This is a genomic window from Aurantimonas litoralis (genome assembly GCF_026153195.1).
Classification (GTDB): Bacteria; Pseudomonadota; Alphaproteobacteria; order Rhizobiales; family Rhizobiaceae; genus Aurantimonas; species Aurantimonas coralicida.
In genome coordinates, this window is record NZ_JAPFBM010000006.1 from 42785 (window position 1) to 69272 (window position 26488).

Here is a 26488-nt window from a genome sequence, read left to right on the forward strand (position 1 = left end):
CATGGGCTTCGGCTACCCCGACAAGACGAACGTCTCGTTCGAAGACGCCATTCGCCAGACCATCCTGGCCGAACGGGAGGAGATGTGGGGCAACATGGATGGGGAGATCGTATCGTTCGATCCCCAGCGCCAGACAGCCACCATCCGGCCCTATTACCGCAAGCGGCTCAATGGCGAGCCGACGCAGGTGGCGGACCTCTTGGATGTGCCGATCGAGTTTCCACGCGGCGGCGGAGGTGCGGTCACATCGCCGGTGAAGGTCGGCGACAAGGTCCGGCTATCTCCCATGATGAGAGATACGAGCAACTATGACGAGGCCGGCGGCGCGTTCGCGGTCGGCTCCGATCGGTCGTTCTCTCTGTCCGACATGCGGGCCACGCTGATCGGCGGCAACAGCCTCTCCGATCCGATCCAGAACTTCGACCCGGCCAACCATCATGTCCGGTTCGATGAAGCGGGCCAGTACGGCATCCGCGGTTCCGAGAGCGGAAAGGTCGCGATCGAAGGCGCTGAGGGGAACATTTACGCCTTGATCGCCGAGGCCCTTCGGCTGATCGCCGAGGACCAGTTGCAGATCAATTACGGCTCGTCCGCTGGCACCGGCCATGCGCTGCAGAACCGCGCGGCGCTGATGGCGATCGCCGACAAGCTGGAGGCCATGCAGCTATGACTGTTACCCGTCTCGCCCCAGCTTCTCGCCCGAACGCCGACGGTATCCACGATCTCGCGCTGACTCCGGAGGGCGATCTCGAATTCGTCTATGACGCCGAAGCGATTGGCCAGCACGCCCGGCAGCGCGTGATGACATTCCAGGGTGAGTGGTTCCTCGACACGACCTGCGGCGTGCCCTGGCTGGACCAAATCATGGGCCGCCAGTTCGATCCGGCGCTGTCCGAGAGCGTGATCAAGAAAGAGCTGATCGAGACCGACGGCGTGACGGCGATCGAGGCGTTCTCGATCTCGTTCAATCGCAGGCTTCGCGGGCTCAACGTCACCCGCGCCACGCTCGCAACCGAATACGATGAAGAGGTGACCGTGTAATGGCGACAGGCGTTCAGCCGACCGGCTTCATCCTCCCGACGCTGGCGGAAATCCTCAACGACATCGAGCAGCAGAACGTCGCCATCTTCGGGCCCGGGCTGATCCAGACGTCACAGACGAAGTTTGGTCAGATGAACGGGCTTCGGGCAGAGCGTGAACGGGTGCTCTGGGAGGTCGCGCTCTCGGCCTACCAGTCCTACGACCCGAACCAGTCCGAAGGCATCCCACTTGAACGGCTCGCTGCGCTGCGTCTGATCACCCGCCAGCCTGGCGAGACCGACGCCGACTTGGCGCAGGCCATCACCAATGCCGGCGTGGCCAACACTCGAGACGCGGACTTCTACCGGGCGATCATCGGTGTGACCGGCGTCACATGGGCGAAGGTCTACACCAACGACGGGACCGTGGCGGACGACAATGGCCTTGACGCCCATTCGGTCGCTGTCGTCGCCCTCGGCGGTGACGACGAAGACATCGCCCTTGTCGCGCGCCGCTATATCGTGCCGGGGATTACCTCCTTCGGGAATACCCGCGTCGAGACCGAGATAGATGGCTTCTGCCGGACCATCTACATCGATCGCCCGGTGGAGGTGCCGACCACGCTGGAGGTCGACATCTACAAGTGGGCCGATGCCGGCGGCTGCCCGCCGGACCCGACGCAGGCGATTGCCGAGGAATTGGTGCTCAATCTCACCGGCGCCGCCCGGCCACGCAACGGCGTCACCCTGACCCGGCACATGATCGCTACCGCGCTCTGCACGAAGCCGAACGTCGAGGTTGTCGCCGTGCGGGGCGCGAAGAACGACGATGCAGTGGCGACGCTGCCGCTCGCATTCGACTTCGACGAGATCCCGCTCATCACCCTGGCGAACGTGACGATCAATGTCCTTGAACCGTGACGCCTTCGTCGAGGAAGCGCTCGACAAAATCCTCACGCAATACCGGGAATCGCCGCGCCTTCTCGGTATGATCCGGTACGACGTGGGGCAAATCGCGGACGTCGCGGTCGAGATCGACAGCATCCCATCATTCTTCGACATCGAGACAGCAGTCGGGGATCAACTGACGCTCATCGGTGAGCGAATGGGCTGGCCCCGCTGCCACTGTGTGTGCGTCATCCCGCCGCTGTTCGGCTATCCCTGCGAGCCCGCGAACCCGAACCTGACGATCGTCGGCTACTGCGAGGATGCGGTCTTCGACGGCTGCTATGCCGCCGGGTCCGGCGATCTCTGCCTGAACGATGACGAGGTCTATCGCGGCTACATCAAGGCGCGGCGCTACCAGGCTCTGCAGCGATACAGCATTGACGACCTACAGGCTGCGGCCCGGCATATCTGGGGCAGCACTGCCTATGCCGTGAGCATGGGGCAGGCGAGGGCTTGCGTGGCACCGGGCCGGGCTTTGAGCGATGCGGAAATCCGCGAGCTTCCACTCGCATTCCGCGTCCTGCCGTTTGCGCCTGGCATCACAACATATGTCCACGACGGCGACGGTCTGATCTTCGGCTACGGCGCCGGCTGGGCCGGCTATTGCGAAGACGCCGGATATTTTTGCCCGGTCCGCATTGATCCCTTCGTCTGCGCCTAACGGCGCCTCCCGACATCATGACAACCAACGAGGTGCCTCATGGCATATGAGTTGCCGTTCCCGGCCGTATGGGCAGAGAACAGCCCGAACCTGCGCGAGCCGACTGTCTCGGAACTGGATCAGGGATTCGAGTGCGGCGCGACCGGACTGCGGGAGCTGCACAACCGCCTGTTTCAGGATCTCCAGCAGGCGATCAATGCTCTGTCTCTCGGAAACGGCCGCGCTGACATCCCGGTCAGCGGTTGGCAATCCGCGCCTCCGGGCTCGCCCGCCGACGGCGACCGCTACATCGTGCTGCCGACAGGCACAGGGGACTTCGCCGGTCATGACAACCAGATCGCCATGTGGGCCGGCGACGATTGGGTGTTCGCGGATCCGGTGGCCGGCCTGCAGGTCCAATACTGGGATACTCGGCAGATTGTTCTGCGCTTCGATGGCACGTCATGGGCCGAGGATCTGGCGACCGAGACTGCGGCGGGCCGGGTCGAGTTGGCGACCATCGAGGAAGCCAGAGATGGTACGAGCACAACGCTTGCCGTCACCCCCGCCGGTGTCGCTGCGGGTGCGGCAGAGCGATTCACCAACCGGGTGATTCTGACGACTGTTGGTGCCGTTTCGTTCACGCCAACATTCACAGGTCGCCATCGCATCATACTCTACGCACCGGGTGCTGGCGGGGGCTCTGCCGAGGGAACAGGCGCTGGTGCTGGCGGCGGCGGCGGTGGCTGTGTTGAGGATTACGAAAACTTCATCGCAGGCACACCTGTTACCGGCAACATCGGTGCCGGTGGGGCCGGGGGCGCTGTCCCAAGAGGAACCGGTGGGGCCGGGGGCAACACGACGTTTGCTGGCCGGACAGCCATTGGCGGCAGTGGCGGAACCGGCGCTTTCAGCGGCGGGGCCGGTGTCCCTGGCAGCGGCGGGGGCGGCACAGGACTCAGTGCTAAGGGGCTGATCCGCTCTGGTGGGAGTGGCTACCAAGGGGCGCCGCAGATTGCGCAGGGCGGCGAGGGGGGCCGTGGCGGCGGTATAAGCGGTGGGATTGGTGGCCCTGCGTCCTTTGGCACAGGCAACACGGGCTCGGCAGCGGGAGGTGGCGGCAGCGGGTCCAGCAACAATGGGGCTGGCGGCGCTGGCGCGCGAGGTGAGATTTGGATCGAGTGGTGAGCGATATGGAAAACCGACGCTTTGTCATCGTCAAGGGTGATGCTGCAATAACGGCCCTCGAAGCGCCCTCGGCTGAGGCTGCAATCTACGCCGAGGGGCAGGTCGCGATCGAGCACGCCACTGCCGGCGCTGGCTGGACCTATACGGACGGCGAACTCAGTCCCCCGCCTGTGCCTCTCGATGAGAGAAAGACGATGATGGCATCGGCGGTCAACGCCAAACGGGATGCGATCATCGTCGCTGGCTACAGGCACAATTTTGGCGGCTCGGCTGGTATTCGGACGCTAGACACCAGATCAGACAGCGACCGCGTCCAGTGGTTGGCCCTGCGCGAAATATGGCGGGGCATGTCGGAGACCGATCGGGTCGAGGTGATCGATCAATCGAACGCCGTCTTCGAAACGAGCGCTGCGACCGCCGCCACTGCGATCTACGACATGGGCGTTTGGCACAGCCGGGTCATCGTCCATGCTCGGAATTTGAAGAACGCCATCCTCGAAGCATCCGACGCCGATGCTCTCGATGAGATCGACACTGAAGCCGGGTGGCATGATTAATGATCACTCTCACCGATTTCGGCGAGAACAAGGACGCGCGTGGGCGGGTGCCCGTCGATCCCGCGATATTCCAACAGTCTGGGACGCGCGTTCTCGCGACCACCGGTCAGTCGATGCTCGCCAATTATGGCGCGCTGACCATGTTCGATCCTTCGGCCTATATCCCGCAGACGGTCTACGAACTGTCGATCCACGATGGAAACATCTACGAGAGCGACGGCGGGCAGATTATGAACTGCGATGGCTCGGCCGGTCGCTTGAGCGTTCTGCCCTATTGGGGCCATTGCCTCGTATCCTCCGGCAAGTCCGCTCGGGTGCTGCTGTGCTCCCTCAACATCGGCGGCTCTCACGCGCACCGCTGGATGAAGGGCGGCGACCTGTTCCATCGGGTCGAATACTTGCTCGATATGCTTTCCTGCATGGGCCTGCACCCGACCGAATGGGTTCACATGCAGGGGCAGGCCGATATGTGGTCTTGCACGTCCAGCGAGGCGTTTGCGGTGCGGACGGCGCGGTTCATCCGCGATGTGCAGGCGGCGGGTTATCAGAACAACATGATCGTCGGCCTGGGTGCCTATCAGCTCTACTGCACCGAAGCGAACAGACTTGCCATCGTTCGAGGCCAGTCGGTTGCAGCCGTCGAAGCCGGAATGTCCATCGGCCCGAACGACGACGAGTGGCCGGTCTCCATGCGCGTCGATGGCGTCCACCCCAACGACCAGATGCGCTGGTATCAGTGGCAGCGGTGGCAGCACGCCTTTGGCGTGATCTCGTAATCCAGGAATCCTGATCCGGCGCCCATGAGGCGCCTTTTTCACGCGCCCGCCCGGCATTGCTTGGCGGGCCTTTTCTCGTGGAGATCGACCAATGTCGAAAGAGATCGTCCAGTCCGTCCAGACCCGGCTTCAGGAGCTTGGCTACTACGTCGGCAAGATCGACGGTGACGCCGGCCCGAACACGGAAGCCGCCCTTGCGGACTTCAAGGCCGCCCACGGCTTCGTGGCCCGGCCTTATCCGGTGATCCAGACCCTGCACCTGCTGTTCGACGAGGACGCGAAGACCAAGGCCAAGACGATCGTCACGGGCGAGCCGGCCTGGATGGTCGAGGCGCGCTCGAGGATGGGCCTGCACGAGGTCAGGGATTACACCGCGCTCTCCAGTTGGCTGCGCTCGGATGGCCCGACGCTGGGCGATCCACGTAAGCTGCCCTGGTGTGGCGATTTCGTTCAGACGGCCATCAAGCTGACGCTTCCCGACGAGCCGATGCCGACCAACCCCTATCTGGCCCGCAACTGGCTGAAGTTCGGCGTCGAGACCAAGCCCCGCTTTGGCGCGGTGATGGTGTTCTGGCGCGGATCGCGGAACGGCATCTCCGGGCATGTCGCCTTCTATGTCGGCGAGGACGCCAGCACCTACCACGTCCTCGGCGGCAACCAGTCAAACCAGATCAGCGTGACGCGGATGGCGAAGGATCGCTTCCTCGGCGCCCGCTGGCCGGAGACCGACACCACCGCCACCGGATCGGTAGCGAAGACGGCATCCGGCGCCATCAGCCAGAACGAGGCCTGACGATGGGCGCGCGAGGCATCCTCCGAGCCGGCGAGGACGGCAGCCTGATGTTCTGGTGTCCAGGTTGCGATGGCGCCCACAGGGTGACCGTTGGCGATGGCCCGGGCCCGCGTTGGGGCTTCAACGACGACTATGCGCGGCCGACCTTCACGCCGTCCGTCATGGTCTCCTATCCCGGCGCAGATGCGGGCGTGGACGGTGCGCCCCCGGCTGTGTGCCACTCCTTCGTCCGCGAGGGCCGCATCCAATTCCTCGGCGACTGCACCCATCCGCTCGCCGGGCAGACCGTTCCACTCCAGCCATTTGATGAGGCCTGACCCATGGAAAACGCCATCGACATCACGCTCGCCGTCGTCCTGCCGCTGCTCGCCACGGTGCTGACGACGATCGCCATTCCGGCGGCCATCGCATGGCTGAAGGCGAGCCACGTCATCAAGGACGAGGCGCGGGCCAAGCTCTTGCAGTCGGCACTGGAGAACGCGGCGCTGACGGCCATTGCGCGGGCAGGGGGCGCACGTGTCATGCCTGCGGTGACTTCGGACGCCACGGGCGCGGCGATCGCCTACGTGAAGGCGTCAGTGCCCGACACGGTCAAGACGCTGGGCCTATCCGACAACAAGATCGCCGATCTCGTCGTTCCGCATATCCAGCGGCAGATCGACAGGGTGGCGCCGTGAGCGTCCTGTCCTGGCTGTTCTGGGGCATGGTGGCGGGGCTGACGACCATCGCCATCATCGCGCTTGCCAGTCAGCCCGTACCAGCAGCGCCGACGCCAAGGCAGCCGCTCCGTCTGGCCGACCTCGACTGTGACCGCGCCGGAACCATGCCGGCCATTCGGCTCGATCGGCAGGGGCGAATGGAAGTCTCCTGGCGGGACGGGCGCGGTTGCGTCCGGTGGTCGCTCTGGGTGCCGCGATGATCTACATCTCGATCAGCCGGAAGAACCACAGCCGAGCGCCTGAATGGTTCTCGGCGGTGTTCATGTTTGGATTCGGCCTCACCCTCCTTCACCCGAGCAGGACGTTCGACAGTTCCAGTTACAGGGCGTTCGACCAGTCCATTGGCGAATCCGGAACCGGCATCATCACATTTGCGGTCGCGGCGTTCTGGCTCTTTGGGCTCTGGTACAACGGGCGGAAGGAGACCCTGACATCGACGGTGCGCGCCTGCTGCGCCTGCATGGGGGTCGTCGTCTACGCGATGCTGACGACAGGGTTCGTCATTTCATTCTTCCTGACCGGGCTGCTGTCCACGGGCTGGTGGGCATATTTCATGATGTCAATGCTCTCCCTCTACAACGTGACGCAGATCCTGCACGACAAGGGGGCCTGTCGTAATGGCGCCACCAACAGATCCTGACTTCCTCGCCGAATGGGGCGTCTGGATCGGGGGCGTTCTCGCAACGATCGTCACAGGCTTCTTCGCCAAGGTGAGCTTGCAGAAGGGGAAAGCGGCAGGGGAGCCGGAGAGCTACACCCAGGTCGCCGGGGCACTAGTCGATAGCTCGTCGGTGAAGAACCTCGCGGCCTCTATCGAGGCGATCAACCTCACGCTCCTGACCATCCATCGCGACAGCGAGACGATCGGGAAGGCGCGCGTGGATACGCTCAAGGCGATGGTTTCCGCCGTCGAGGATTTGTCCTCGAATGTCCACCGCAGCAACGTGCTGACGGAGCGCGAGGAGGAGGAACGAGAGCGGCGCGAGCGGGAATCGCTGGAGCGCGAAGTCGCTCGCCTTCGAGACAAGCTGAGGGGGCAGGATGACCCGATGCGGCGCGACTGACGACCATTCATCAGACAGACCGGCCCGGCCGCCCTTCGCAGGGTAGCCGGGCCTTTTTGCGTTCATCGTCCCTCCCTTGCGGAGAGGCAGGTATCCCAGGGCTTCTCGTTTGCGAACGCAAAAGGCGCATGACGTTATTAGTTATCGAACTGCCGAAGCATTGCTGGTTTTTCGGCGGGGCAGCAACTTGGCCGCTCGGTGGCTCCACTGGATGACGGGTGCCTCAACGTAGCGCCAACTCAGCGTGACGAGCGCGAAAGTGGCGACCAGCCCGAGAATGAGGGCGGGAATGCCTTCTCCCGGCAGGAAATAAGCCGGCCTCCCATACAGAAGATGTGCAGCACCATGCATCATCGGGTAATGGATGATGTAGATCGCAAAGCACCGAACGCCGGCCCAACGCAGCCCGCGCGCTAGCAATCCCAGTGACAGCGGTTGGCGGCAAATTGCGAAAACTAGAACGATCGCGCCTAACGAGATCGGCTTTAGTGCGGCCATGAGATGACCGCTCGGGCTAACCAAAGGGTAGCCTCCGGCCGCCAGTACGAAGAGTCCATAGACGCCCATCAGCAGTGCGATGCTCAGAAACTTCGCCGTTCGCTCGTTCGCTGCGATGGCTTGTCGCACCGCCGGCGTGCTTGCCAAACAGCAAGCAATCACGCCAGCGAATGGGGCATCGAGCCGCGATGGTGTTAGTACGAGCGCCGCGTAGGCATAACCGTTACTGGTGAGCCAGACGAATAGCGCAGCGGACGCAGTGACGATTGCAAGGCTGACCGCAGCCAGGTAGCGCGGCGGGCTCAACGCGACGACAACAGCCGCGATGGCGTAAAACTGCACTTCGACGGCTAACGACCAGGTAACGGCCATCCACAAGGGCCCCCAGCCGCCGAAGGCTGCTTGCCGCCAGTTCTGTGTGAACGTGAGGTAAGCCCAACTTTCAATCGGCTCGGACCCAAAGAGAGCAGGGAATGCGCCTCCCCAACTTGCCGCCCCCGCCGCGCGCAGGAGCAGGAATGGCGCGAGCCACAGAAAGTAGAGCGGTGCTAGCCGCGCCAGACGCTTCAAAAAATAGGCGCCCCAATATCCGTCCTGCCCGCGTGTCGAACGAAGCGAAGCGGCAATAAGGAAGCCGGAAAGAGCGAAGAACAGGTCGACCGCGAACGCGCCAGACGAAATGACCAGATTTACCAGCCAAGGCAGCCCGCTGGTCGTTCGAACAACGCCAGTGGCCCAGATGTAATGGAAAACCAATATCGCGACTACTGCGATACCTCTGACGATGTCCAGGGAAACGGCGCGGTCAGTTGATGCGGGCGAGTTCATCACGCTGCCTAGCATCCTAGCCCTTGGCAGTGAAGACACCATCCTCGTCACCTTGAGTGATGCGACCGCTTTCTCGTTCAGCGCCCCGGAACCTTCGCCTGCACGGTCATTGTGATCTCGCGGCTGCCGCACCCGGAGCACTTCACCGGCGGCGACCACCTGATGAAAACCTGCGAGCGTCCCCACCTGCGGATCGCCTCGTCCAGATCGAGCCCGAGCTTCCGTTTGCAGGCGCCACAGTACCAGGCCAGCCCCATGCCGTTGTCGGCCAGCTTGCCGAGGGTATCGATCTTGTGCGGGTCGTCGCTCAATCCCATTCCCTGTTCACGGCGTTCCATGCGTCGGCGACGTCACCATAGCCGATCGCCCGCAGCAATTCGTCGATGACTTGGGCGCTGTCGGAGCGCGCGACTGAAGGATCCGCGACACTGGCGATCAACCGAAGCTCCGCGATGGCCTTCTCGCGGGTATCGGCGTGCTCCAAGGCGAAGCGCGCGGCCGGGTCGTCGTGGGGCTGATCCGGGTCGCCGGACCATGGGCTGTCGGGCACGTATTTCCCCCTCACGATCACTTGGCTGTCCACAGACGGCGATAGTCGTGGATGGAGAACGCAACGACAACAACGTCCCCCGATTTTCCCCCGCAACGAGGGGGATTTTCTCGGAATGTTCCGGGTCGAGCCGTTCTGAACCGTAGATGTCGGGGGAGTGCCAAAGCCTTGTTTCTGGCGGAGAGGAAGGGATTCGAACCCTCGATACGGTCTCCCGTATACTCCCTTAGCAGGGGAGCGCCTTCGACCACTCGGCCACCTCTCCAATTGCGCGGATTACCCGTCGTGGCACGTGCTTGCAAGGGCGTGGGCGAGAAAACTCGTGGGGAATCGCCGTCTTCGGCAATTTCGTTCGTTCCCGGACATGGGGCGAAGGGGGGGGCGGCGTGCCTGCGTGCCGGGCGGCGCAAACGAGGCGCAGCGCGGTTCGCTTGTGACCGGGTCGGTGCTTCGCTAAAGATCACAGGGAGTTGTCCCCGGGGTTCAGCGGCCGTGCGATCGGGGCGGCGGCAATGGTGTGATCATGCAGAAAAAAGCTTTCGGAATCGTCCTCGTCTGTCTCGTGCTCCTGGCGGCGATCGTCGCCGGCTACTGGGACATGCTGAGCAGTGAAAAGCTGCGGGTGGCGCAACGCGGCGATCCGGCCGAGGTGACGGATGGGGCGGCCGGTGCGGACGCTGGCAGCGAGACGGTTGATGCCGGGGCGGTCCGGGACGATTCGTCGGAAATGGCCGCGGCCGATTCCGAAGCGGATGCAGGGACTGCGTCGCCCGGTGCAGACGTTGCGGACGAACCGTCGGTCACCGAAGGAGACGCGACCGCTTCGGCAACGTCCGATGTCGCGCCGGCCGTCGCGGGGAACGAAGAGGCAGGGCAAGACGCCGAGGCGCAGCGACAGCCGGAGACGGCACAGGCGCAGACGGAGGTCGCGACTGCGGGCGAGGGGGATCAGGGATCTGTCGAGGATCCCTCGGTTTCCACCGAAGCCGGTGGGGATACGGGGTCGGATGTCACCAGCGGCGCAGCGTCCACGTCATCGGCCAGTGATAATGCCGGCGATTCGGACGCGAGCGCTACGGGGACTGTCGCGGATGCGTCTGCGAATGTGGGCGAGGCCGGTGCTGGCAGTACGGGCACAGGCGACGATGCCGGTGGAACGGAGCTTCCCGTCGGAACCGCATCCGACGGCGAGAATCGAACGGTCGCCAAGGCGAGCGAGACCGGTTCGGCGCAGAATGGCGACGCGGCCGCGAACCCGACAGCCGGTGAGGACGCTGCCGATGTATCGGAGACGCCTGGCAACGGTCGTACGGAGGACGGGGCAAGCGGCGATCCGGAGACGGCCGCCAATGAGGCCGGCGCCGTGGAGAACCCGGCGGCGGCCGATTCGGCCGAGGTTGCCGCTGCCGCGAATGCCAGCGATCGTGACGAGGGTCGCGCCGACGGCGACGCTGCTGCCGCTGCGGATGCGCCACGCTTCGATCTGCTCCGGGTCGAGCCCGATGGCTCCACCGTCATTGCCGGGCGCGCGCCGGCCGACAGCCGCATCGCGCTGATGTCGGGCGAGACGGTGCTCGGTGGCGATACGGCCGGGATCGGTGGCGATTTCGCGGTGGTGCTCGATGCGCCGCTTCCGCCGGGCGATCATGCGATCACCATTCGCGCGACGTTACCGGACGGTAGCGTCACGCGCTCGCAGGAAACCGCGATCGTCAGCGTCCCGCCGCGCGATCGTCCGGGCGAGTTGCTGGCAATGGTCGAGGCGCCGAATGCGCCGACCCGGCTCATCGAGATGCCAGCCGCCGGCGCAGAGGCCGCCGCGAGTGGCGCCGCTTCTGAAGCAGCGCAACCGGCTCTGCCGGCGGAGGCGGCGTCGCCGTCCGAGGCCGTGGCCAAGAAGCCTGAGACGGCGGATGCGGCCGGGGCATCCCCGACGCCGAGCCAGACGGCTGCGCGTCTGCCTGCGGAAGGCGGATCCGCGCCTGCGGACACGGTCGCGGAGGGTGCCGCGTCGGTGGCGGTCCCGGCGGAGGGAGCAGCGGACAGCGCCGCCGGCGCGCCGGGCGAAACGGATGTGGCCGGGAGCGATGCGCCGGTGCAGCCGGGCGGCGCCGTCATGCTGCCGCGCGACACGAGTGCCGACGCCGTGCCGTCGAGCCCGTCCACGGTGCCGCTGCTGCGGGTCGAGGCGGTGGAGGTCGAGGGTTCGCAGGTCTATATCGCCGGGGCCGCCGAGCGCGGGGCCCGCGTGCGGGTGTATGTCGACAACGTCTTCCTGGCCGAGGACGAGGCCGGCTTCGGCGATCGGTTCCTGGTCACCGGCGACACCGGCATGAGCGTCGGCGAGCATCTGGTGCGCGCCGACCAGATTTCGCCGGACGGCCGCGTCGTGGCCCGCGCCGAGGTGCCGTTTACGCGCCCCGAGGGCGCGACGGCCGCCGCCGTGGCACCGGCGCAGGTTGGCGCGTCGCAGGAGAGAGCGTCAGCGGACAGGGCGGCTGCCGACGCGGCCGGGAGCAGCGAAGAGGCTTCGCCGGCAAGCGAACCGGAAGTGACGCCGTCGATGGCGGATGCCGGGAATGCGAGCCGGGCGGCGGATAGTGCCGGGCCGGTGGATATGAGCGAGACCTCTGCCGAGGCAGGGACCGAGAAGTCCGGTCGGGTGACGGTTGCGGACGCCAATGAGACTGGTGCCGGTACGCCGGATGCAGTCGCGGCAGCACCGGCGGAACCTGCGGCCGGCGTGGCGGAAGAGAACCGGGTGGCCGTGCGCGACGCCACCGGTGAGGAAACCGACGTTGCCGACGCCGCCGATGCCGCGTCGGGCTCGCTGGACGGTTCTTCGCCGACGGTCGTGGCGTCCGAGGTTCCCGAGAGTGCGGTCGCTGCCACCACTCCGGAGCAGGCCGACGCGCAGACGCCGCAGACCGATGCCGCGGGAAGCCGCGTCGGGGATCAGCCGGAAGCCGAGTCGGCGACCGATGGCGATGAGGCCGATGTGCCGGTCAACCGGCAGCCGGCGCTCGCCAATGCGGATGGGCGCGTGATCATCCGCAAGGGCGATACGCTGTGGGAGATTTCACGGCGGACCTATGGTGAGGGCCAGCGCTATACGGTCATCTACCTTGCCAATGGCGACCAGATCCGCGATCCGGACCTGATCTATCCGGCGCAGGTCTTCCGCCTGCCGGAGACGCCGGCGGACGGCGATGCCGGGGACGATGCCGGTGCCACCGAGGCGAAGGGCGACGGCGAAGGCTGATCGCGCCGCGCCGCGCAGGGCGGCGCAAGGCCGCAAGATGCGCGGCGTCGTTGTATTCGGCCGGGCGGTGATCTAGACGCGGGCGGACACAGACCAGACGTCGACGGCGCGGCGGGACAGCCCGGCGCGCCGCTTCGTTGGAAAGGATCGACGTGGCGTCAGACCCCGGTAAACGCGTGTCCGGCGATAGCGGCCGGACCTTCGAGACGCTGGCCAATCTGTGGCCCTATATGTGGCCGTCGGAGCGCCCGGACCTGCGGATGCGCGTCGCCTATGCGACGATCTTCCTCGTCCTTGCCAAGCTCCTGACCGTCCTCGTCCCGTATTTTTACAAATGGGCGACCGACGCCCTCGACGGCGCGGATACGGCGACGGAATGGCTGCCTCTGGCGCTCACCGGCGCGATCACGCTGGTCGTCTCCTACAATGTCGCGCGGATTATCTCGGTCGGGCTCAACCAGTTGCGCGACGCCCTGTTCGCGCGGGTCGGCCAGCATGCCGTGCGGCGGCTCGCTTACCGCACCTTCGTGCACATGCACCGCCTGTCCCTGCGCTTCCATCTGGAACGGCGCACCGGCGGCTTGTCGCGGATCATCGAGCGCGGCACCAAGGGCATCGAGGCGATCGTCCGCTTCACCATTCTCAACACGCTGCCGACGATCCTGGAATTCGCGCTGGTCGCGATCATCTTCGGCTTCGCCTACGGCCTGTCCTATCTCGCGGTCATCGCGGCGACGGTCTGGCTCTATGGCTGGTTCACCATCAAGGCCAGCGACTGGCGGATCGCGATCCGCCGCGACATGAACGATTCCGACACCGACGCCAACACCAAGGCGATCGACTCGCTCCTGAACTTCGAGACCGTCAAATATTTCGGCAATGAAGGCATGGAGGCGGAGCGCTTCGATCATTCGATGGCGCGCTACGAGACGGCGGCGACGCGCATCTGGACCTCGCTCGGCTGGCTGAATTTCGGCCAGGGCGTGATCTTCGGTGTCGGCATGGCGATCGCCATGGTGATGTCGGCGCTGGAAGTGCGGGCCGGCACCCAGACGCTGGGCGACTTCGTCTTCATCAACGCCATGCTGATGCAGCTCTCGGTGCCGCTGAACTTCATCGGCTTCGTCTATCGCGAGATCCGGCAGGGGCTGACCGACATCGAGGCGATGTTCGGCCTGCTCGAGGTCGATGCGGAGGTGAAGGATCCGGCCGGCGCGCCGGCGCTGAGCGTCACCGAGGGCGCGATCCGCTTCGAGGACGTGCGCTTCGGCTACGATCCGGCGCGCGAGATCCTGAAGGGCATTTCCTTCGAGGTGCCGCCGGGCAAGTCGGTGGCGATCGTCGGACCGTCCGGCGCCGGCAAGTCGACGATCTCGCGACTGCTGTTCCGCTTCTACGACGTGAAGTCCGGCCGCATCCTGATCGACGGCCAGGACATCGCCAAGGTGCAGCAGGCGTCGGTGCGCGGCGCCATCGGCATCGTCCCGCAGGATACGGTGCTGTTCAACGACACGGTGCTCTACAACATCCGCTACGGCCGGATCACGGCGACCGAGGACGAAGTGCTGCGGGCGGCCGAACTGGCGCAGATCGCCGGCTTCATCCGCGAACTGCCGGAGGGCTTCAACTCCATGGTGGGCGAGCGCGGCCTGAAGCTGTCGGGCGGCGAGAAGCAGCGTGTCGCCATCGCGCGGACCATCCTGAAGGCGCCGCCGATCCTGGTCCTGGACGAGGCGACCTCGGCGCTGGACACCCATACCGAGCAGGAAATCCAGACGGCGCTCGATCTCGTCTCGCGGGAGCGCACAACGCTGACGATCGCCCACCGCCTGTCGACGATCATCGACTGCGACGAGATCATCGTCCTGAAGGCCGGTGAGATCGTCGAACGCGGTTCCCATCGCGAACTGCTTGAAAATGCGGGGCTCTACGCCGAAATGTGGGCGATGCAGCGCGAGGCCAGCGAGGCCGAGGAAGCCCTGCGGCGTGCCCGCGAGGCGGACGAGTTCGGGATCGTCGATCGCTGGCGCACGCCGGAGACGTGATTTCGGTTCTCGTATCTGGCGCAGAGGAACCGTCTTTGCTTTGCCGCCATTGCCCCTTATCCGACCGGCAGGCGCAGCCGCGTCGCCAGTTTTGAAGGAACCAGACAGCCAGTGACCATCTTCACTTCGATCCGCAACGCGCTCGTTCCGATCCACCGGGCGGGCTATCCGTTCATCGCGGGCTTCTTCGTCGTCTCGCTGGTCCTCGGCTTCCTGTGGGAGCCGCTGTTCTGGGCCGGGCTCGTCCTGACCGCATGGTGCGCCTATTTCTTCCGCGATCCCGAGCGCGTCACGCCGGTCGCCGAACATCTGGTGATCAGCCCGGCTGACGGTCATGTGTCGCTGGTCGGCCACGTCATGCCGCCGGCGGAGCTCGACCTCGGCACCGAGCCGATGCTGCGCATCTCGGTGTTCATGAACGTCTTCGACTGCCACGTGAACCGCGCGCCGATGCGCGGCCGGGTGCGGCTGATCTCCTATCGCGAGGGTGAGTTCCGCAATGCCGAACTCGACAAGGCCAGCGAGGTCAACGAGCGCTCCTCGATGGTGATCGAGGGACCGCGCGGGGAGATCGGCGTGGTGCAGATCGCCGGGCTGGTCGCTCGCCGCATCATCTGCTGGTCGAATGTCGAGGACCGCATCGAGGCTGGCGAGCGCTTCGGCCTGATCCGCTTCGGTTCGCGCCTCGACGTCTATCTGCCGGACGGTTTCGTGCCGCGGGTGGCCGAGGGCCAGCGCGCCGTTGCCGGTGAGACGATCATCGCCGAGTTCGGCGAGAACCTGAAGACGTGGCCGTCGAGGCGCGACTGATGGCGATCGAGTCGCCGTTTCCGCCCTTCGATCCGGGCAAGCCGGACGCCGAGGACGACAAGGTTCGCCGGCGCATCCCGTTCCGGCATATCGTGCCCAACCTCATCACCATCCTGGCGATCTGCGCCGGGATGACCGGCATCCGGCTGGCCTTCGAGGGCCGGTTCGAACTGGCCGTCGGCATGGTGCTCGGGGCGGCGCTGCTCGACGGTATCGACGGGCGCGTGGCGCGTCTCCTCAAGGGGCAGAGCCGGTTCGGCGCCGAGATGGATTCGCTTGCCGACATCGTCAATTTCGGCGTGGCGCCCGGGCTCGTGCTTTATGCCTACATGCTGCACGACGCCGGCTCGCTCGGCTGGATCGCGGCGCTGCTCTACGCCAGCGCCAGCGCGCTGCGGCTGGCCCGTTTCAACACCATGCTCGACGACCCCAAGCGGCCGAAATGGCAGTCGGCCTTCTTCGTCGGCGTGCCGGCGCCGGCGGGTGCGGGCATGGCGATGTTTCCGATCTATCTGAGTCTCGCGGGCTTCGAATCCGGCCTGCCGGAGGTCACCGCCGTCGTCGCCTCGGTCTATCTGGTGTTCATCGGGCTTCTGATGGCCAGCCGCATTCCGACTTGGTCGGGCAAGGGCGCCGGCATCCGGGTGCGGCGTGACTACGCCATCCCGATCATGCTGGCGGTCGTCTGCTATATCGCGGTGCTGTTGAGCTTCTTCTGGGCGACGGCGACGCTGACGGTGCTGGTCTATGGCGCGTCGATCTTCTTCTCGGTCCGCGCCTATCGCCAGCGGCAGAGCCGCGAAGCCGGACGCAGCATGTCCGGCATGTCGCTGTAGCGCGACCCTCAGGCGGGGTCGCGATAGTCCAGGAAGCGATCCTGCCGCACGTCGAACAGCTTGCCCGTCGCGGTGACGTCGGCGAAGGCGAGGGGAACGATCTTGGCCGCGACCTCGCGCGGGGTCGGCAGGGTCTTGGCGTCCTCGCCCGGCATGGCCAATGCGCGCATGGCGGTGCGGGTGGCACCCGGATTGACCGAGTTGACGCGCAGCGGCAGGTTCTCGGTCTCGTTGGCCCAGGACTTCACCAGCGCCTCGCAGGCCGCCTTGGTGGCCGCGTAGAGCGACCAGTAGGCCTTGGCGGAATGCGCCGCGCCCGAGGACATGATGATGGCGCGCCCGGCGTCGGACTTGCGCAGCAGCGGGTCGGTGGTCCGGATCAGCCGCCAGGTGGCGTTGACGTTCACCGTCATCGTCTTGTCGAAGACCTTCGCCTCGATGTGGCCGATGGGCGCCAGGACGCCCAGGAGGCCGGCATTGGCCACCAGCACGTCGAGCTTGCCCCAGCGCTCGTGGATCGCCCCGCCGAGACGGTCGATGCCGCCCATGTCGGTCAGGTCGAGCGGCACCAGGGTGGCCGAGCCGCCCAGCGCCTTGATCTCGTCGTCGAACTCCTCGAGACCGCCCACCGTGCGCGCGACCGCGATCACATGCGCGCCCTCGGCGGCAAGCCCTTTGGCGATCTGGTAGCCGATGCCGCGCGAGGCACCGGTGACCAGTGCGACGCGATCCTGAAGCTGCTTTGTCATCTGCTGTCTGCCGGTAGAATGGATATGGTCTGGGGTCTCAGCCGGCGCCGCCGAGCAGCGTCAGGGGACGGACGTTCTCGACGCCCTCCTGATCGGTCAGCGAGGTCGGATAGTCGCCGGTGAAACAGGCGTCGCAGAATTGCGGGGCCATCTTGTTGCGCGACGGCTCGTCGGTGGCCCGGTAGAGCCCGTCGATCGACAGGAAGGCGAGGGAGTCGACCTTGATGAAGTCGGCCATTTCTTCGACCGTCATCCGCGAGGCGAGCAGCTTGGCCTTTTCCGGCGTGTCGACGCCGTAGAAGCAGCTCGCACGCGTCGGCGGCGAGGCGATGCGCATGTGCACCTCGGTCGCGCCGGCCTCGCGGACCATCTGGACGATCTTCTGGCTGGTGGTGCCGCGCACGATCGAATCGTCGACGAGGATGACCCGCTTGCCCTCCAGCATGCGCCGGTTGGCGTTGTGCTTGAGCTTCACGCCCATGTGGCGGATCGAGTCCGTCGGCTGGATGAAGGTCCGGCCGACATAGTGATTGCGGATGATGCCGAGTTCGAAGGGCAGGTTGGACTCCTGCGCGTAGCCGATCGCCGCCGGAACGCCCGAATCGGGAACCGGCACGACGAGATCGGCCTCGGGATGGCTCTCGCGGGCCAGCTCGCCGCCGATCTTCTTGCGGATCTCGTAGACGTTGCGGCCTTCGACGGTGGAATCGGGCCGGGCGAAATAGACATATTCGAAGATGCAGAAGCGGGCGCGCCGCGCCTGGAACGGGAAGATGCTCTCGATCCCGTCGTCGCTGATGACGACCATCTCGCCGGGCTCAATGTCGCGCACGAAGTCGGCGCCGATGATGTCGAGGGCGCAGGTCTCGGATGCCAGGATGGGCGAGCCTTCGAGATCGCCGAGGACCAGCGGGCGAATGCCCAGCGGGTCGCGCACGCCGACCATCTTCTTCGACGACAGGCCGACCAGCGAGAAGGCGCCTTCGAGCCGCGTCAGCGCGTCGACGAGCTTTTCCACGAACAGCCGGGCGGCGCTGGTGGCCACCAGATGCAGGATCGTCTCGGTGTCGGAGGTGGAGGAAAAGATCGAGCCGCGGCGCTGCAATTCGCGCTGCACGGTCATGGCGTTGGTGATGTTGCCGTTGTGGGCGACGGCGAAACCGCCGGCCGACAATTCGGCGAAGAAGGGCTGGACGTTGCGCAGGCCGCCGCCACCGGTGGTGGCGTAGCGCGTGTGGCCGATGGCCGAGGAACCGGGCAGGCGCTCGAGGACCGCCTGCTTGGTGAAGGTATCGCCGATCAGGCCGGCGTGGCGCTCGACATGGAACTGGCTCCCGTCGAAGGAGACAATGCCGGCCGCCTCCTGGCCCCGGTGCTGCAGGGCATGCAGGCCGAGCGTGGTCAGTGCGGCCGCATCGGTCCGTTTGAAAATGCCGAAAACGCCGCACTCTTCGTGCAGCGAGTCATCGCCGAAAGGCGTGTCATCCATCGATTTTATCCGCCGTTTGCCGTTGTCGGTCGGCCGTCCGTTAGATGCCCCACCCTATACGCGCTTATGTCGTCGCATGCGAGGCGGTGAGCGAAGAGATCATGCCGCGGCCGCAACGCCGGCTAGTTCGCCGGCTGCGTCGGGGTGTCGGTGCCTTCGATGACACCTTCGATCGAGGTCGGCTCGCCGGGCGTCGCCGTGCCCTCGGGAACGCCATCCGCATCCTGCGGCCCGCGGATGCTGTCGAGGATGACCTCTTCCGGGTTGTCGGGCAGGGCGGCCACGAGCTGCTGGCCGAGATTGTCGAGGAACGGCTTGGAGCGCGCGCCGGCGATCCAGTCCGGCTGGTTCTCGGGGGCAAGCCAGTTGAAGAACAGCATCGCCACGACGACGAGGAGCAGGCCGCGCACGGCGCCGAAGATGAAGCCGAGCGTGCGGTCGAGCGCACCGATGCGGCTGTCGATGATGAAGTCGGCGATGCGCAGGGTGATGAAGGAGACGATGATCAGGACGACGAGGAAGATCGCTGCGGCGGCCGCCACCATGGCGACGGTGTCGGAGGCGATGTACTCGGCGGCATAGGGGGTCAGCGGCTTGTAGAAGAAGAAGGCCGCGGCCGCCGCGACCAGCCATGAGACGACCGACAGGATCTCCCGCGAGAAGCCGCGGACCATGGCGAGCAGCGCCGAGACCAGCATGATCGCGAAGAGAATCGCATCGAGAAGCGTGACGGTCATGAAGGATGGCCCCGTAGGCATATGGATCGTGCGGGCGGGCGCGGGATCGTCCGGGCTGCCCCGCTCGCCCACGCTGTAGCGCTTTTCATGACAGTTTTACACTAGGGACTTGCCGGAAAATCAAGCCTCGCTCCCATTGCCGCCCGCCGCGACCCGCGCGACGAGATCGGGCAGGGCCTCGATCTCGTTGGCAACCATGTCGCGGGTGCGCGGCAGGTCGGGGCTGCCCGACGGCAGGACGGCCTGCCGGAAGCCCAGCTTTTCCGCCTCCTTCAGCCGCTGCGCCGCCTGGCCGACCGGGCGCACCGAGCCGGACAGGCTGATCTCGCCGAAATAGACGCAATCTGCGGGCAGGGGCGCGCCGCTGAGCGAGGAGACCAGCGCCGCGGCGACGGCCAGATCGGCCGCCGGCTCGGAAATGCGGAAACCGCCGGCGACGTTGAGATAGACGTCATGCTGGCCGAGGCGCACGCCACAATGGGCCTCCAGCACCGCCAGCACCATGGCCAGCCGCGGCTGGTCCCAGCCGAGGACGGCACGGCGCGGCGTGCCGAGGGCCGACGGCGCGACGAGGGCCTGGATCTCGACGAGGACCGGCCGAGTGCCCTCCATGCCGGCGAAGACGGCGGCGCCGGCGGCCTTCTCGTTGCGCTCGCCCAGGAACAGCTCGGACGGGTTCTGCACCTCGCGCAGGCCGAGATCGCCCATCTCGAAGACGCCGATCTCGTCGGTGGGGCCGAAGCGGTTCTTGACGGTGCGCAGAATGCGGTAGTGATGGCCGCCTTCGCCTTCGAAATAGAGGACGGCATCGACCATGTGCTCGACCACCCGCGGGCCTGCGATCTGGCCTTCCTTGGTGACGTGGCCGACAAGGATGACGGCGGCGCCGCTCGCCTTGGCGAAGCGGATCATCGCCTGTACGCCGACCCGCACCTGGGTCACCGTGCCGGGTGCCGATTCGGCGAGGTCGCTCCACAGGGTCTGGATCGAATCGATGATGACGAGGTCGGGACGCCGCGCCTCGGCAAGGGTCGCCAGGATGTCCTCGACATTGGTCTCGGCCATGAGCTGAACGTCGGTATCGGCCGCGTTGAGCCGCTGGGCGCGCAGCCGCACCTGCGCCACCGCCTCTTCGCCCGAGACATAGACGACGCTGTGCCCGCGCCGCGACAGGGCGGCTGCGGTCTGCATCAGGAGGGTCGACTTGCCGATGCCGGGATCGCCGCCGATCAGGAGGGCGGAGCCGCGCACGATGCCGCCGCCGGTCGCCCGGTCGAGCTCATCGATGCCGGAGACGATGCGCGGCGCCTCTTCGAGCTCGCCCGACAGCGGCAGCAGCGCCGAGGGCGTGCCCTTGCGGCGACCGCGCTGGGGCCCGCCGCCGATGCCGCCGGAGGCGTTCTCCTCGACGACGGTGTTCCATTCGCCGCAGGATTCGCACTTGCCCTGCCAGCGCGTGTAGACCGTGCCGCAGTTTTGGCAGATGAAGGAAGGTTTCGCTTTGGCCATGGCGCCTTCTTGGTTTCCGGGCGCCCGTCAGTCAAGAACAAAACAAAAACAAGTCTGCGATTGGCCCGGCATTGCGCCGTGATTTGCGGGCCGGCCAGCTACGGTTGGCACGGCAAGGGTTCGGCAATCCCGCGGTGCGATGATCGTTGCCGCAACCTGAGCGCGAGGCGACGATGCTGATCATCGGTTTCTATCTCGTGGCGGTGAATATCGCCGCCTATTGGGCCTTCGTGTTCGACAAGACCAAAGCGCGGGCCGGGGTGCGGCGCACGCCGGAGAGCACGCTGCTGCGCTATGCGCTGATGGGCGGCAGCGTCGGGGCCATCGCGGCGCAGCAGATCATCCGTCACAAGATGCGCAAGGAGCCGTTCCGCACGCAGCTCTGGGCGATCGCGGCCATGCAGGTGCTCCTGATCGTGGGGTTCGGCATGGCAGTTCTCGTGCTGGGGGCCGATACGGTGCAGCAATGGATCGTGGGACAGATCGGCTAGGACCAGCGGCGCTCGACCCTCGGACCGAGACCGGTCAGCAATTCATAGGCGATCGTGCCGGCCGCACTGGCCACCGCGTCGATCGACAGGTTCGGGCCGAAGAACTCGGCCCGATCGCCGGGCGCGAGCGCGTCATCCGGAACATCGGTGACATCGAGAAGGGTCAGATCCATCGAGACGCGTCCCAGTACGGGCACGCGCTGCCCGGCGACGACGGCCTGCGGTCCGGGCCGCACGTCGCGCACGGCCACCCCGGCGCCCGAGGCGGCGCGGTGATAACCATCGGCATAGCCGAGGCCGACCGTCGCAATCCGCGTCTCACGTGTGAGCGGTGCGGCGGCGCCATAGCCGGCGGCCTCGCCGGCAGTGGCGGTGCGGACCTGCAGGATGGCGGCGGTGAGGCGCGCGACCGGCCGCAGGACGCCGCGCGAAGCCGGCCCCGCCTCGCCGCCGTAAAGGGCGATCCCCGGACGGGTGAGGTCGAAGCCGAATTCTTCGCCGAGAAACACCGCAGCGGAATTGGCGAGCGAACGCGGCACGCCGGGAAACAGCGCGGCCAGTTCCCGGAACCGGGCCTGCTGCCGGGCGCTCTGGTCCGTCGGTTCGTCGGCCGAGGCGAGATGGCTCATCACCAGGGCCAGATCGAGTTCGCCGGATGCGGCGAGGTCAGCTGCGGCTTTGGCATCGGCGCGGTCGAGCCCCAGCCGGTTCATGCCGGTTTCGAGCTGGATCGCCGCCGGGGCGCGCCGTCCGGCCGTCTTCAGACCATCTCGCCAGACGGCGATGTCACCGGGCGTCGAGAGGACCGGGATCAGACCGGCGTCGAGATGCAGGGAAACGCTGGCGGGTTCGAGCCCCTGGAGGACAAAGATGCGCGGCTGTGTGGTGCCGTCATCGGGACGCTTCAGGGCATCGAGCGCGGCCCGGACGATCCGGCCCTCCTCGGCCCAGGCGACGAAGAAGTCGCGGCAGCCCGCGCCGTGGAGCGTGCGGGCGGTCTCGGCGGCGCCGAGACCATAGCCGTCGGCCTTGACCGCGGCGCCGGTGCGCGCGCCGGGATTGCGTGCGGCCAGCAGGGTCCAGTTGGCGGCCAGCGCCGCGCGGTCGATCTCGACCACGGGCATGCGCCCAAAATGGTGCGGAGCAGTCACGGTCGCACCGGCTATTCGAACCGTTCCGGCAGATAGCTGTCGTCGGCGAGATCGGTGAAGCGGGTGTATTCGGCCTGGAAGGCGAGGGGCACGGTGGCGGTCGGGCCGTGTCGCTGTTTGGCGATGATCACCTCGGCCTTGCCGCGGGTCTCGTTCAGCGCCTGCTCCCATTTCAGATGGTCGTCCGTGCCGGGCTTGGGCTCGCGGTTGGCGAGGTAATATTCCTCGCGATAAACGAACATCACCACGTCGGCGTCCTGCTCGATCGAGCCCGACTCGCGCAGATCGGCGAGCTGCGGCCGCTTGTCGTCGCGGTTTTCCACCTGACGCGAGAGCTGCGACAGGGCGATGATCGGGACGGCCAGCTCCTTTGCCAGCGCCTTGAGGCCGGTGGTGATCTCGGTGATCTCCTGCACGCGGTTGCCCTGGGTGCGGCTCGAGCCCTGCATCAGCTGGACGTAGTCGATGACCATGACGTCGAGGCCGCGCTGGCGTTTCAGGCGCCTTGCCCGCGCCGAGAGCTGGGCGATCGAGATACCACCGGTCTGGTCGATATAGAGCGGGATCCGCTGCATCGTCTCGGAGCAGCCGACGAGCTTGACCAGCTCCTGATCGTTGATGTTGCCGCGCCGGATCTTCGAGGAGGAGATCTCGGTCTGCTCGGAGATGATGCGGGTGGCGAGCTGCTCGGCCGACATTTCCAGGCTGAAGAAGCCGACGACGCCGCCGTTCTTGGCCTTGAAGGAGCCGTCCGCCTGCTCGGCCGGCTCGTAGGCGGCGGCAATGTTGAAGGCGATGTTGGTGGCAAGCGAGGTCTTGCCCATGGCCGGTCGGCCGGCAAGGATGATCAGATCCGACGCCTGCAGGCCGCCCATGCTGCGGTCGAGGGCGCTGATCCCGGAGGAGACGCCCGAGAGGCCGCCGTCGCGGTCCTTGGCGGCGGTCGCCATCTCGACGGCAAGCGTCACGGCTTCCGTGAAGGACTGGAAACCGCCATCGTAGCGGCCGGTCTCGGCCAGTTCGAACAGCCGGCGCTCCGCGTCCTCGATCTGCGCCTTGGGCTCCATGTCCAGGGGCGCGTCGAAGGCGATGTTGACGACATCCTCGCCGATGCGGATCAGCGAGCGCCGGATGGCGAGGTCGTAGATCGCCCGGCCGTAATCCGACGCGTTGATGATCGTCGTCGCCTCGGCGGCCAGACGCGCGAGATACTGCGCCACGGTCAGGTCGCCGACCTTGTCGCCGGCGGCCAGGAACGTCTTGATCGTCACCGGATTGGCGATCTTGCCCATCCGGATCATCTCGGACGTCTTGGCGAAGATCTCCCGGTGCAGGGGCTCGAAGAAATGGTCGGGCTTCAGGAAATCGTGGACGACGTAATAGGCGTCGTTGTTGACCAGCATGGCGCCCAGCAGCGCCTGCTCGGCCTCGATATTGCTCGGAGCCTCGCGATAGAGCGCCGCCGCGTCATCGTCCATCTTGCGCGCTGCATCCGCCATGCCGCGTCACCTCTGCCATCGCTTCAGGAAGCGTTCTGACTACACCACAGGGCCGTCCGCTGCCAGCGATTCGCACCGGCCGTGACGCCGATCCGGCGGTGAGTGATCCGCATCGGCGAAACCGCCACGATGGGCGGCGTGACGGTGGATAAGATCGGGGATAACCGGCGCGGCTGTTGACGGGTGCGCCGGTGTCCCTTCGGCCCGAATGACTATTCCGCGGCCTGCCGGTCCATTTCGGTCCGTCCGGCGGCGATCGGGCGGACGGTGTCCCGCTGCTCGAGTTCGCGCAGCCTGGCTTCGGCTTCCAGCATGTAGTCCCGGGTAATCGGCAGGGTGTCGACCTTCCTCGTCAGCTGGACCTGGAAGACGACGCAATCCTGCCAGCGGAACGCGGTTTCCGACGCGGCGAGGTAGAACTCCCACATCCGGCAGAAGCGCTCGTCATACAGCGCCTTGGCCTCGTCGCGGCGGGCGGCGAAGCGGTCGCGCCAGTGGCGGATCGTCTCGGCGTAGTGAAGCCGCAGCACCTCGACATCGCTGATGATCAGGCCGGCGCGCTCGACCGAATGGGCGATCTGCGACAGGGACGGCAGATAGCCCCCGGGGAAGATGTACTTGTTGATGAAGGCATTGGTGTTGGCCGGCTCGTCCCAGCGCCCGATCGTGTGCAGCAGCATCACCCCGTCCTCGTCCAGGAGGCGGGCGCACTGGCGGAAATAATCGTCGTAGAAGTCGACCCCGACATGCTCGAACATGCCCACCGAGACGATGCGGTCGAAGGGGCCGGCGGTGTCGCGGTAATCGGCGATCTCGAAGCGCAGATGGTCGGAGAGCCCGGCCTCGTCGGCCCTTGAGCGGGCGATGCCCAGTTGCTCGTCGGACAGGGTGATGCCGGTGACGTCGGCGTCCAGATGGCGCGCGAGATACAGGCCCATGCCGCCCCAGCCGCAGCCGATGTCCAGCGTCTTCAGCCCCGGCCGGTCGAAGGCCAGCTTGGCGGCGATATGGCGCTTCTTGGCGAGTTGCGCCTCGTCGAGCCCGGCGCCTGGCCGGTCGAAATAGGCGCAGGAATATTGCCGGTCGACGTCGAGGAACAGGTCGTAGAGCTCCGACGACAGATCGTAGTGGTGCTTGACGTTCCGGCGCGCGCGCTGCGGCGTGTTGTTCTGGATCACCCGGCGATAGATCAGGCGCAGCCGGGCGATCGCCCGCATCCACGGCTCGTTCTGGGCCTTGTTGCCGGCATTGCGGAAGACCAGCGCCAGCATGTCGAAGATCGTGCCCTCGGTGATGTCGACGCCGCCATTCATGTAGGCTTCGCCGAATTTCAGGCCGGGATTGATCGCCACGCCGCGTTCGGCGGCCGCCGTGTTGAAGCGCAGATGCACCGGATCGCCGGTGCCGTCGCCCCAGCGGGTCACGCGACCGTCACTGTCGGTCACGGTGAGATCGCCGAAGACGAGAAGATGCTTCAGATACGTCGCGAGTATGCGGTTCATGTCACCACTCCTGCGTCGGCCTGAGCCTGACGGCTCGCGGCGTCACGGGAACTTATCGCTTGGTATGCACTGCCTTCCTTATCTTATGAGCCTGCGGCGCGATGGGAAGAGGCGCGATCCCAACGCAAAAGGGGCCGGCAATCAATGCCGGCCCCTCTCGTTACGGATCGCTGCAGGATCGCCGGCGCGGGCAGGGCCCGCCGGCGACTGCCGATCAGTTGGTCTCGTCGGACTCTGCGGTCGCTTCGTCGGTCTCGCCGGCTTCGACTTCCTCGCCGTCCAGCTCGTCCTCGTCCAGCTCTTCCTCTTCCTCGTCGATGCCGTAGATCGCATCGGCGGAGGTCAGGTCTTCACCGCGCGCCTGGCGCTCGGCTTCGTCCTGCGAACGGGCGACGTTGATCGAGATGCTGACGTCGACCTCGGGATGCAGCGCGATCGTGATCGGGTGCACGCCGATGGTCTTGATCGGCTGGTTGAGCTGGATGTCGTTGCGGTTGACCTTGAAGTCGGCCGCTGCGAGCAGGTCGGCGATGTCGCGGGTGGAGACCGAACCGTAGAGCTGACCGGTCTCTCCGGCCTGGCGCACGACGATGAAGCTCTTGCCGTTGAGCGACGAGGCGACGCCCTGGGCCTCGGCCTTGCGCTCTTCGTTGCGCGCGATGAGCTGGTCCTTCTGCGCTTCGAAGCGCGCAGCATTGGCTTCGTTGGCGCGCAGCGCACGGCCCGACGGCAGCAGGAAGTTGCGGGCGAAGCCGTCGCGAACCTTCACGGTCTCGCCCATCTGGCCGAGCTTGGCGATGCGTTCGAGAAGAATGACGTCCATTGGTC

General features: G+C 66.2%; 28 protein-coding genes and 1 tRNA gene. 17 read left to right on the top strand and 12 right to left on the bottom strand.

From position 1 onward, the window contains the following. The first annotated feature begins 1 nt into the window (after position 1). The 12 genes from N7I30_RS14035 (at position 2) to N7I30_RS14090 (ending at position 7704) form a co-directional block, all read left to right on the top strand. Positions 2–670, top strand: coding sequence for a Gp138 family membrane-puncturing spike protein (locus N7I30_RS14035; protein WP_498639661.1), 669 nt, complete (start codon positions 2–4; stop codon positions 668–670). After that, positions 667–1041, top strand: coding sequence for a contractile injection system sheath initiator (locus tag N7I30_RS14040; protein WP_498639663.1), 375 nt, complete (start codon positions 667–669; stop codon positions 1039–1041). The genes N7I30_RS14035 and N7I30_RS14040 overlap by 4 nt, the downstream gene beginning before the upstream one ends. Beyond that, the gene (locus N7I30_RS14045; protein WP_498639665.1) at positions 1041–1940 is read left to right on the top strand and encodes a hypothetical protein; all 900 of its coding nucleotides are present in this window, start codon (positions 1041–1043) and stop codon (positions 1938–1940) included. The genes N7I30_RS14040 and N7I30_RS14045 overlap by 1 nt, the downstream gene beginning before the upstream one ends. Beyond that, positions 1930–2628 (top strand): baseplate wedge 1 family protein, encoded by a 699-nt coding sequence (locus tag N7I30_RS14050; RefSeq protein ID WP_498639667.1) that lies wholly within the window; start codon positions 1930–1932, stop codon positions 2626–2628. The genes N7I30_RS14045 and N7I30_RS14050 overlap by 11 nt, the downstream gene beginning before the upstream one ends. A gap of 39 nt (positions 2629–2667) precedes the next feature. Further along, on the top strand, positions 2668–3795 hold the full coding sequence (locus N7I30_RS14055; protein ID WP_498639669.1) for a DUF2793 domain-containing protein: 1128 nt from the start codon (positions 2668–2670) through the stop codon (positions 3793–3795). Positions 3796–3800: 5 nt separating this feature from the next. Next, positions 3801–4352 (top strand): DUF4376 domain-containing protein, encoded by a 552-nt coding sequence (locus N7I30_RS14060; protein ID WP_498639801.1) that lies wholly within the window; start codon positions 3801–3803, stop codon positions 4350–4352. Continuing rightward, positions 4352–5128, top strand: coding sequence for a hypothetical protein (locus tag N7I30_RS14065; protein WP_498639671.1), 777 nt, complete (start codon positions 4352–4354; stop codon positions 5126–5128). The genes N7I30_RS14060 and N7I30_RS14065 overlap by 1 nt, the downstream gene beginning before the upstream one ends. A gap of 91 nt (positions 5129–5219) precedes the next feature. After that, positions 5220–5921, top strand: coding sequence for an NlpC/P60 family protein (locus N7I30_RS14070; protein WP_498639673.1), 702 nt, complete (start codon positions 5220–5222; stop codon positions 5919–5921). A 2-nt stretch (positions 5922–5923) separates the two neighbouring features. Next, on the top strand, positions 5924–6238 hold the full coding sequence (locus N7I30_RS14075) for a ubiquitination-like system serine protease family protein (RefSeq protein WP_498639675.1): 315 nt from the start codon (positions 5924–5926) through the stop codon (positions 6236–6238). A gap of 3 nt (positions 6239–6241) precedes the next feature. Beyond that, on the top strand, positions 6242–6598 hold the full coding sequence (locus N7I30_RS14080) for a hypothetical protein (RefSeq protein WP_498639678.1): 357 nt from the start codon (positions 6242–6244) through the stop codon (positions 6596–6598). 238 nt (positions 6599–6836) lie between these two features. Next, on the top strand, positions 6837–7280 hold the full coding sequence (locus tag N7I30_RS14085) for a hypothetical protein (protein WP_498639680.1): 444 nt from the start codon (positions 6837–6839) through the stop codon (positions 7278–7280). Next, positions 7258–7704, top strand: a complete 447-nt coding sequence (locus N7I30_RS14090; RefSeq protein ID WP_498639682.1) for a hypothetical protein — start codon at positions 7258–7260, stop codon at positions 7702–7704. The genes N7I30_RS14085 and N7I30_RS14090 overlap by 23 nt, the downstream gene beginning before the upstream one ends. Before the next feature lie 141 nt (positions 7705–7845). On the opposite strand, the gene N7I30_RS14095 is transcribed toward N7I30_RS14090, so the two are convergent. From N7I30_RS14095 to N7I30_RS14110, 4 genes are all read right to left on the bottom strand, one after another. Beyond that, a complete protein-coding gene (locus tag N7I30_RS14095; protein WP_498639803.1) occupies positions 7846–9030 on the bottom strand; it encodes an acyltransferase family protein in 1185 nt (394 codons plus the stop codon). Positions 9031–9107: 77 nt separating this feature from the next. Next, positions 9108–9341: a hypothetical protein gene (locus N7I30_RS14100; protein WP_498639684.1), complete on the bottom strand. Its 234-nt coding sequence runs from the start codon at positions 9339–9341 to the stop codon at positions 9108–9110. After that, positions 9338–9613, bottom strand: a complete 276-nt coding sequence (locus N7I30_RS14105) for a hypothetical protein (protein ID WP_498639685.1) — start codon at positions 9611–9613, stop codon at positions 9338–9340. The genes N7I30_RS14100 and N7I30_RS14105 overlap by 4 nt, the downstream gene beginning before the upstream one ends. Positions 9614–9755: 142 nt before the next feature. Further along, positions 9756–9845: transfer RNA gene (locus N7I30_RS14110), tRNA-Ser, on the bottom strand. A gap of 258 nt (positions 9846–10103) precedes the next feature. On the opposite strand from N7I30_RS14110, the gene N7I30_RS14115 reads away from it, so the two are divergent. From N7I30_RS14115 to N7I30_RS14130, 4 genes are all read left to right on the top strand, one after another. Beyond that, a complete protein-coding gene (locus N7I30_RS14115) occupies positions 10104–12842 on the top strand; it encodes a LysM peptidoglycan-binding domain-containing protein (RefSeq protein ID WP_498639687.1) in 2739 nt (912 codons plus the stop codon). A 230-nt stretch (positions 12843–13072) separates the two neighbouring features. After that, a complete protein-coding gene (locus N7I30_RS14120; RefSeq protein ID WP_498639805.1) occupies positions 13073–14887 on the top strand; it encodes an ABCB family ABC transporter ATP-binding protein/permease in 1815 nt (604 codons plus the stop codon). A 111-nt stretch (positions 14888–14998) separates the two neighbouring features. Further along, positions 14999–15697 carry a phosphatidylserine decarboxylase gene (locus tag N7I30_RS14125; protein ID WP_187391868.1) on the top strand — a complete coding sequence of 233 codons (699 nt, stop codon included), beginning with the start codon at positions 14999–15001 and terminating at the stop codon, positions 15695–15697. Positions 15698–15702: 5 nt separating this feature from the next. Beyond that, positions 15703–16533, top strand: coding sequence for a CDP-alcohol phosphatidyltransferase family protein (locus N7I30_RS14130; protein ID WP_024350491.1), 831 nt, complete (start codon positions 15703–15705; stop codon positions 16531–16533). Between the two features lie 8 nt (positions 16534–16541). On the opposite strand, the gene N7I30_RS14135 is transcribed toward N7I30_RS14130, so the two are convergent. The 4 genes from N7I30_RS14135 to radA all read right to left on the bottom strand — a co-directional run bounded on the left by N7I30_RS14135 (position 16542) and on the right by radA (position 21017). After that, on the bottom strand, positions 16542–17282 hold the full coding sequence (locus N7I30_RS14135; protein ID WP_498639689.1) for an SDR family NAD(P)-dependent oxidoreductase: 741 nt from the start codon (positions 17280–17282) through the stop codon (positions 16542–16544). Positions 17283–17319: 37 nt separating this feature from the next. Further along, a complete protein-coding gene (gene purF / locus N7I30_RS14140; RefSeq protein WP_009209368.1) occupies positions 17320–18771 on the bottom strand; it encodes an amidophosphoribosyltransferase in 1452 nt (483 codons plus the stop codon). A gap of 122 nt (positions 18772–18893) precedes the next feature. After that, positions 18894–19508: a CvpA family protein gene (locus N7I30_RS14145; RefSeq protein WP_475363827.1), complete on the bottom strand. Its 615-nt coding sequence runs from the start codon at positions 19506–19508 to the stop codon at positions 18894–18896. Positions 19509–19628: 120 nt separating this feature from the next. After that, a complete protein-coding gene (radA, locus tag N7I30_RS14150) occupies positions 19629–21017 on the bottom strand; it encodes a DNA repair protein RadA (RefSeq protein WP_498639692.1) in 1389 nt (462 codons plus the stop codon). Between the two features lie 173 nt (positions 21018–21190). Here radA and N7I30_RS14155 point away from each other — a divergent pair, with 173 nt between their 5' ends. Then, positions 21191–21508 (top strand): DUF1294 domain-containing protein, encoded by a 318-nt coding sequence (locus tag N7I30_RS14155; protein ID WP_498639694.1) that lies wholly within the window; start codon positions 21191–21193, stop codon positions 21506–21508. On the opposite strand, the gene alr is transcribed toward N7I30_RS14155, so the two are convergent. The 4 genes from alr to rplI form a co-directional block, all read right to left on the bottom strand. Beyond that, the gene (gene alr, locus N7I30_RS14160) at positions 21505–22632 is read right to left on the bottom strand and encodes an alanine racemase (RefSeq protein ID WP_498639696.1); all 1128 of its coding nucleotides are present in this window, start codon (positions 22630–22632) and stop codon (positions 21505–21507) included. The two genes, N7I30_RS14155 and alr, sit on opposite strands and share 4 nt — an antisense overlap. Before the next feature lie 38 nt (positions 22633–22670). After that, positions 22671–24158 (bottom strand): replicative DNA helicase, encoded by a 1488-nt coding sequence (locus N7I30_RS14165; RefSeq protein ID WP_024350496.1) that lies wholly within the window; start codon positions 24156–24158, stop codon positions 22671–22673. A gap of 212 nt (positions 24159–24370) precedes the next feature. Beyond that, positions 24371–25660, bottom strand: a complete 1290-nt coding sequence (locus N7I30_RS14170) for a cyclopropane fatty acid synthase (RefSeq protein WP_498639697.1) — start codon at positions 25658–25660, stop codon at positions 24371–24373. Between the two features lie 214 nt (positions 25661–25874). Continuing rightward, positions 25875–26483, bottom strand: a complete 609-nt coding sequence (rplI, locus tag N7I30_RS14175) for a 50S ribosomal protein L9 (protein WP_024350498.1) — start codon at positions 26481–26483, stop codon at positions 25875–25877. Positions 26484–26488 lie beyond the last annotated feature (5 nt).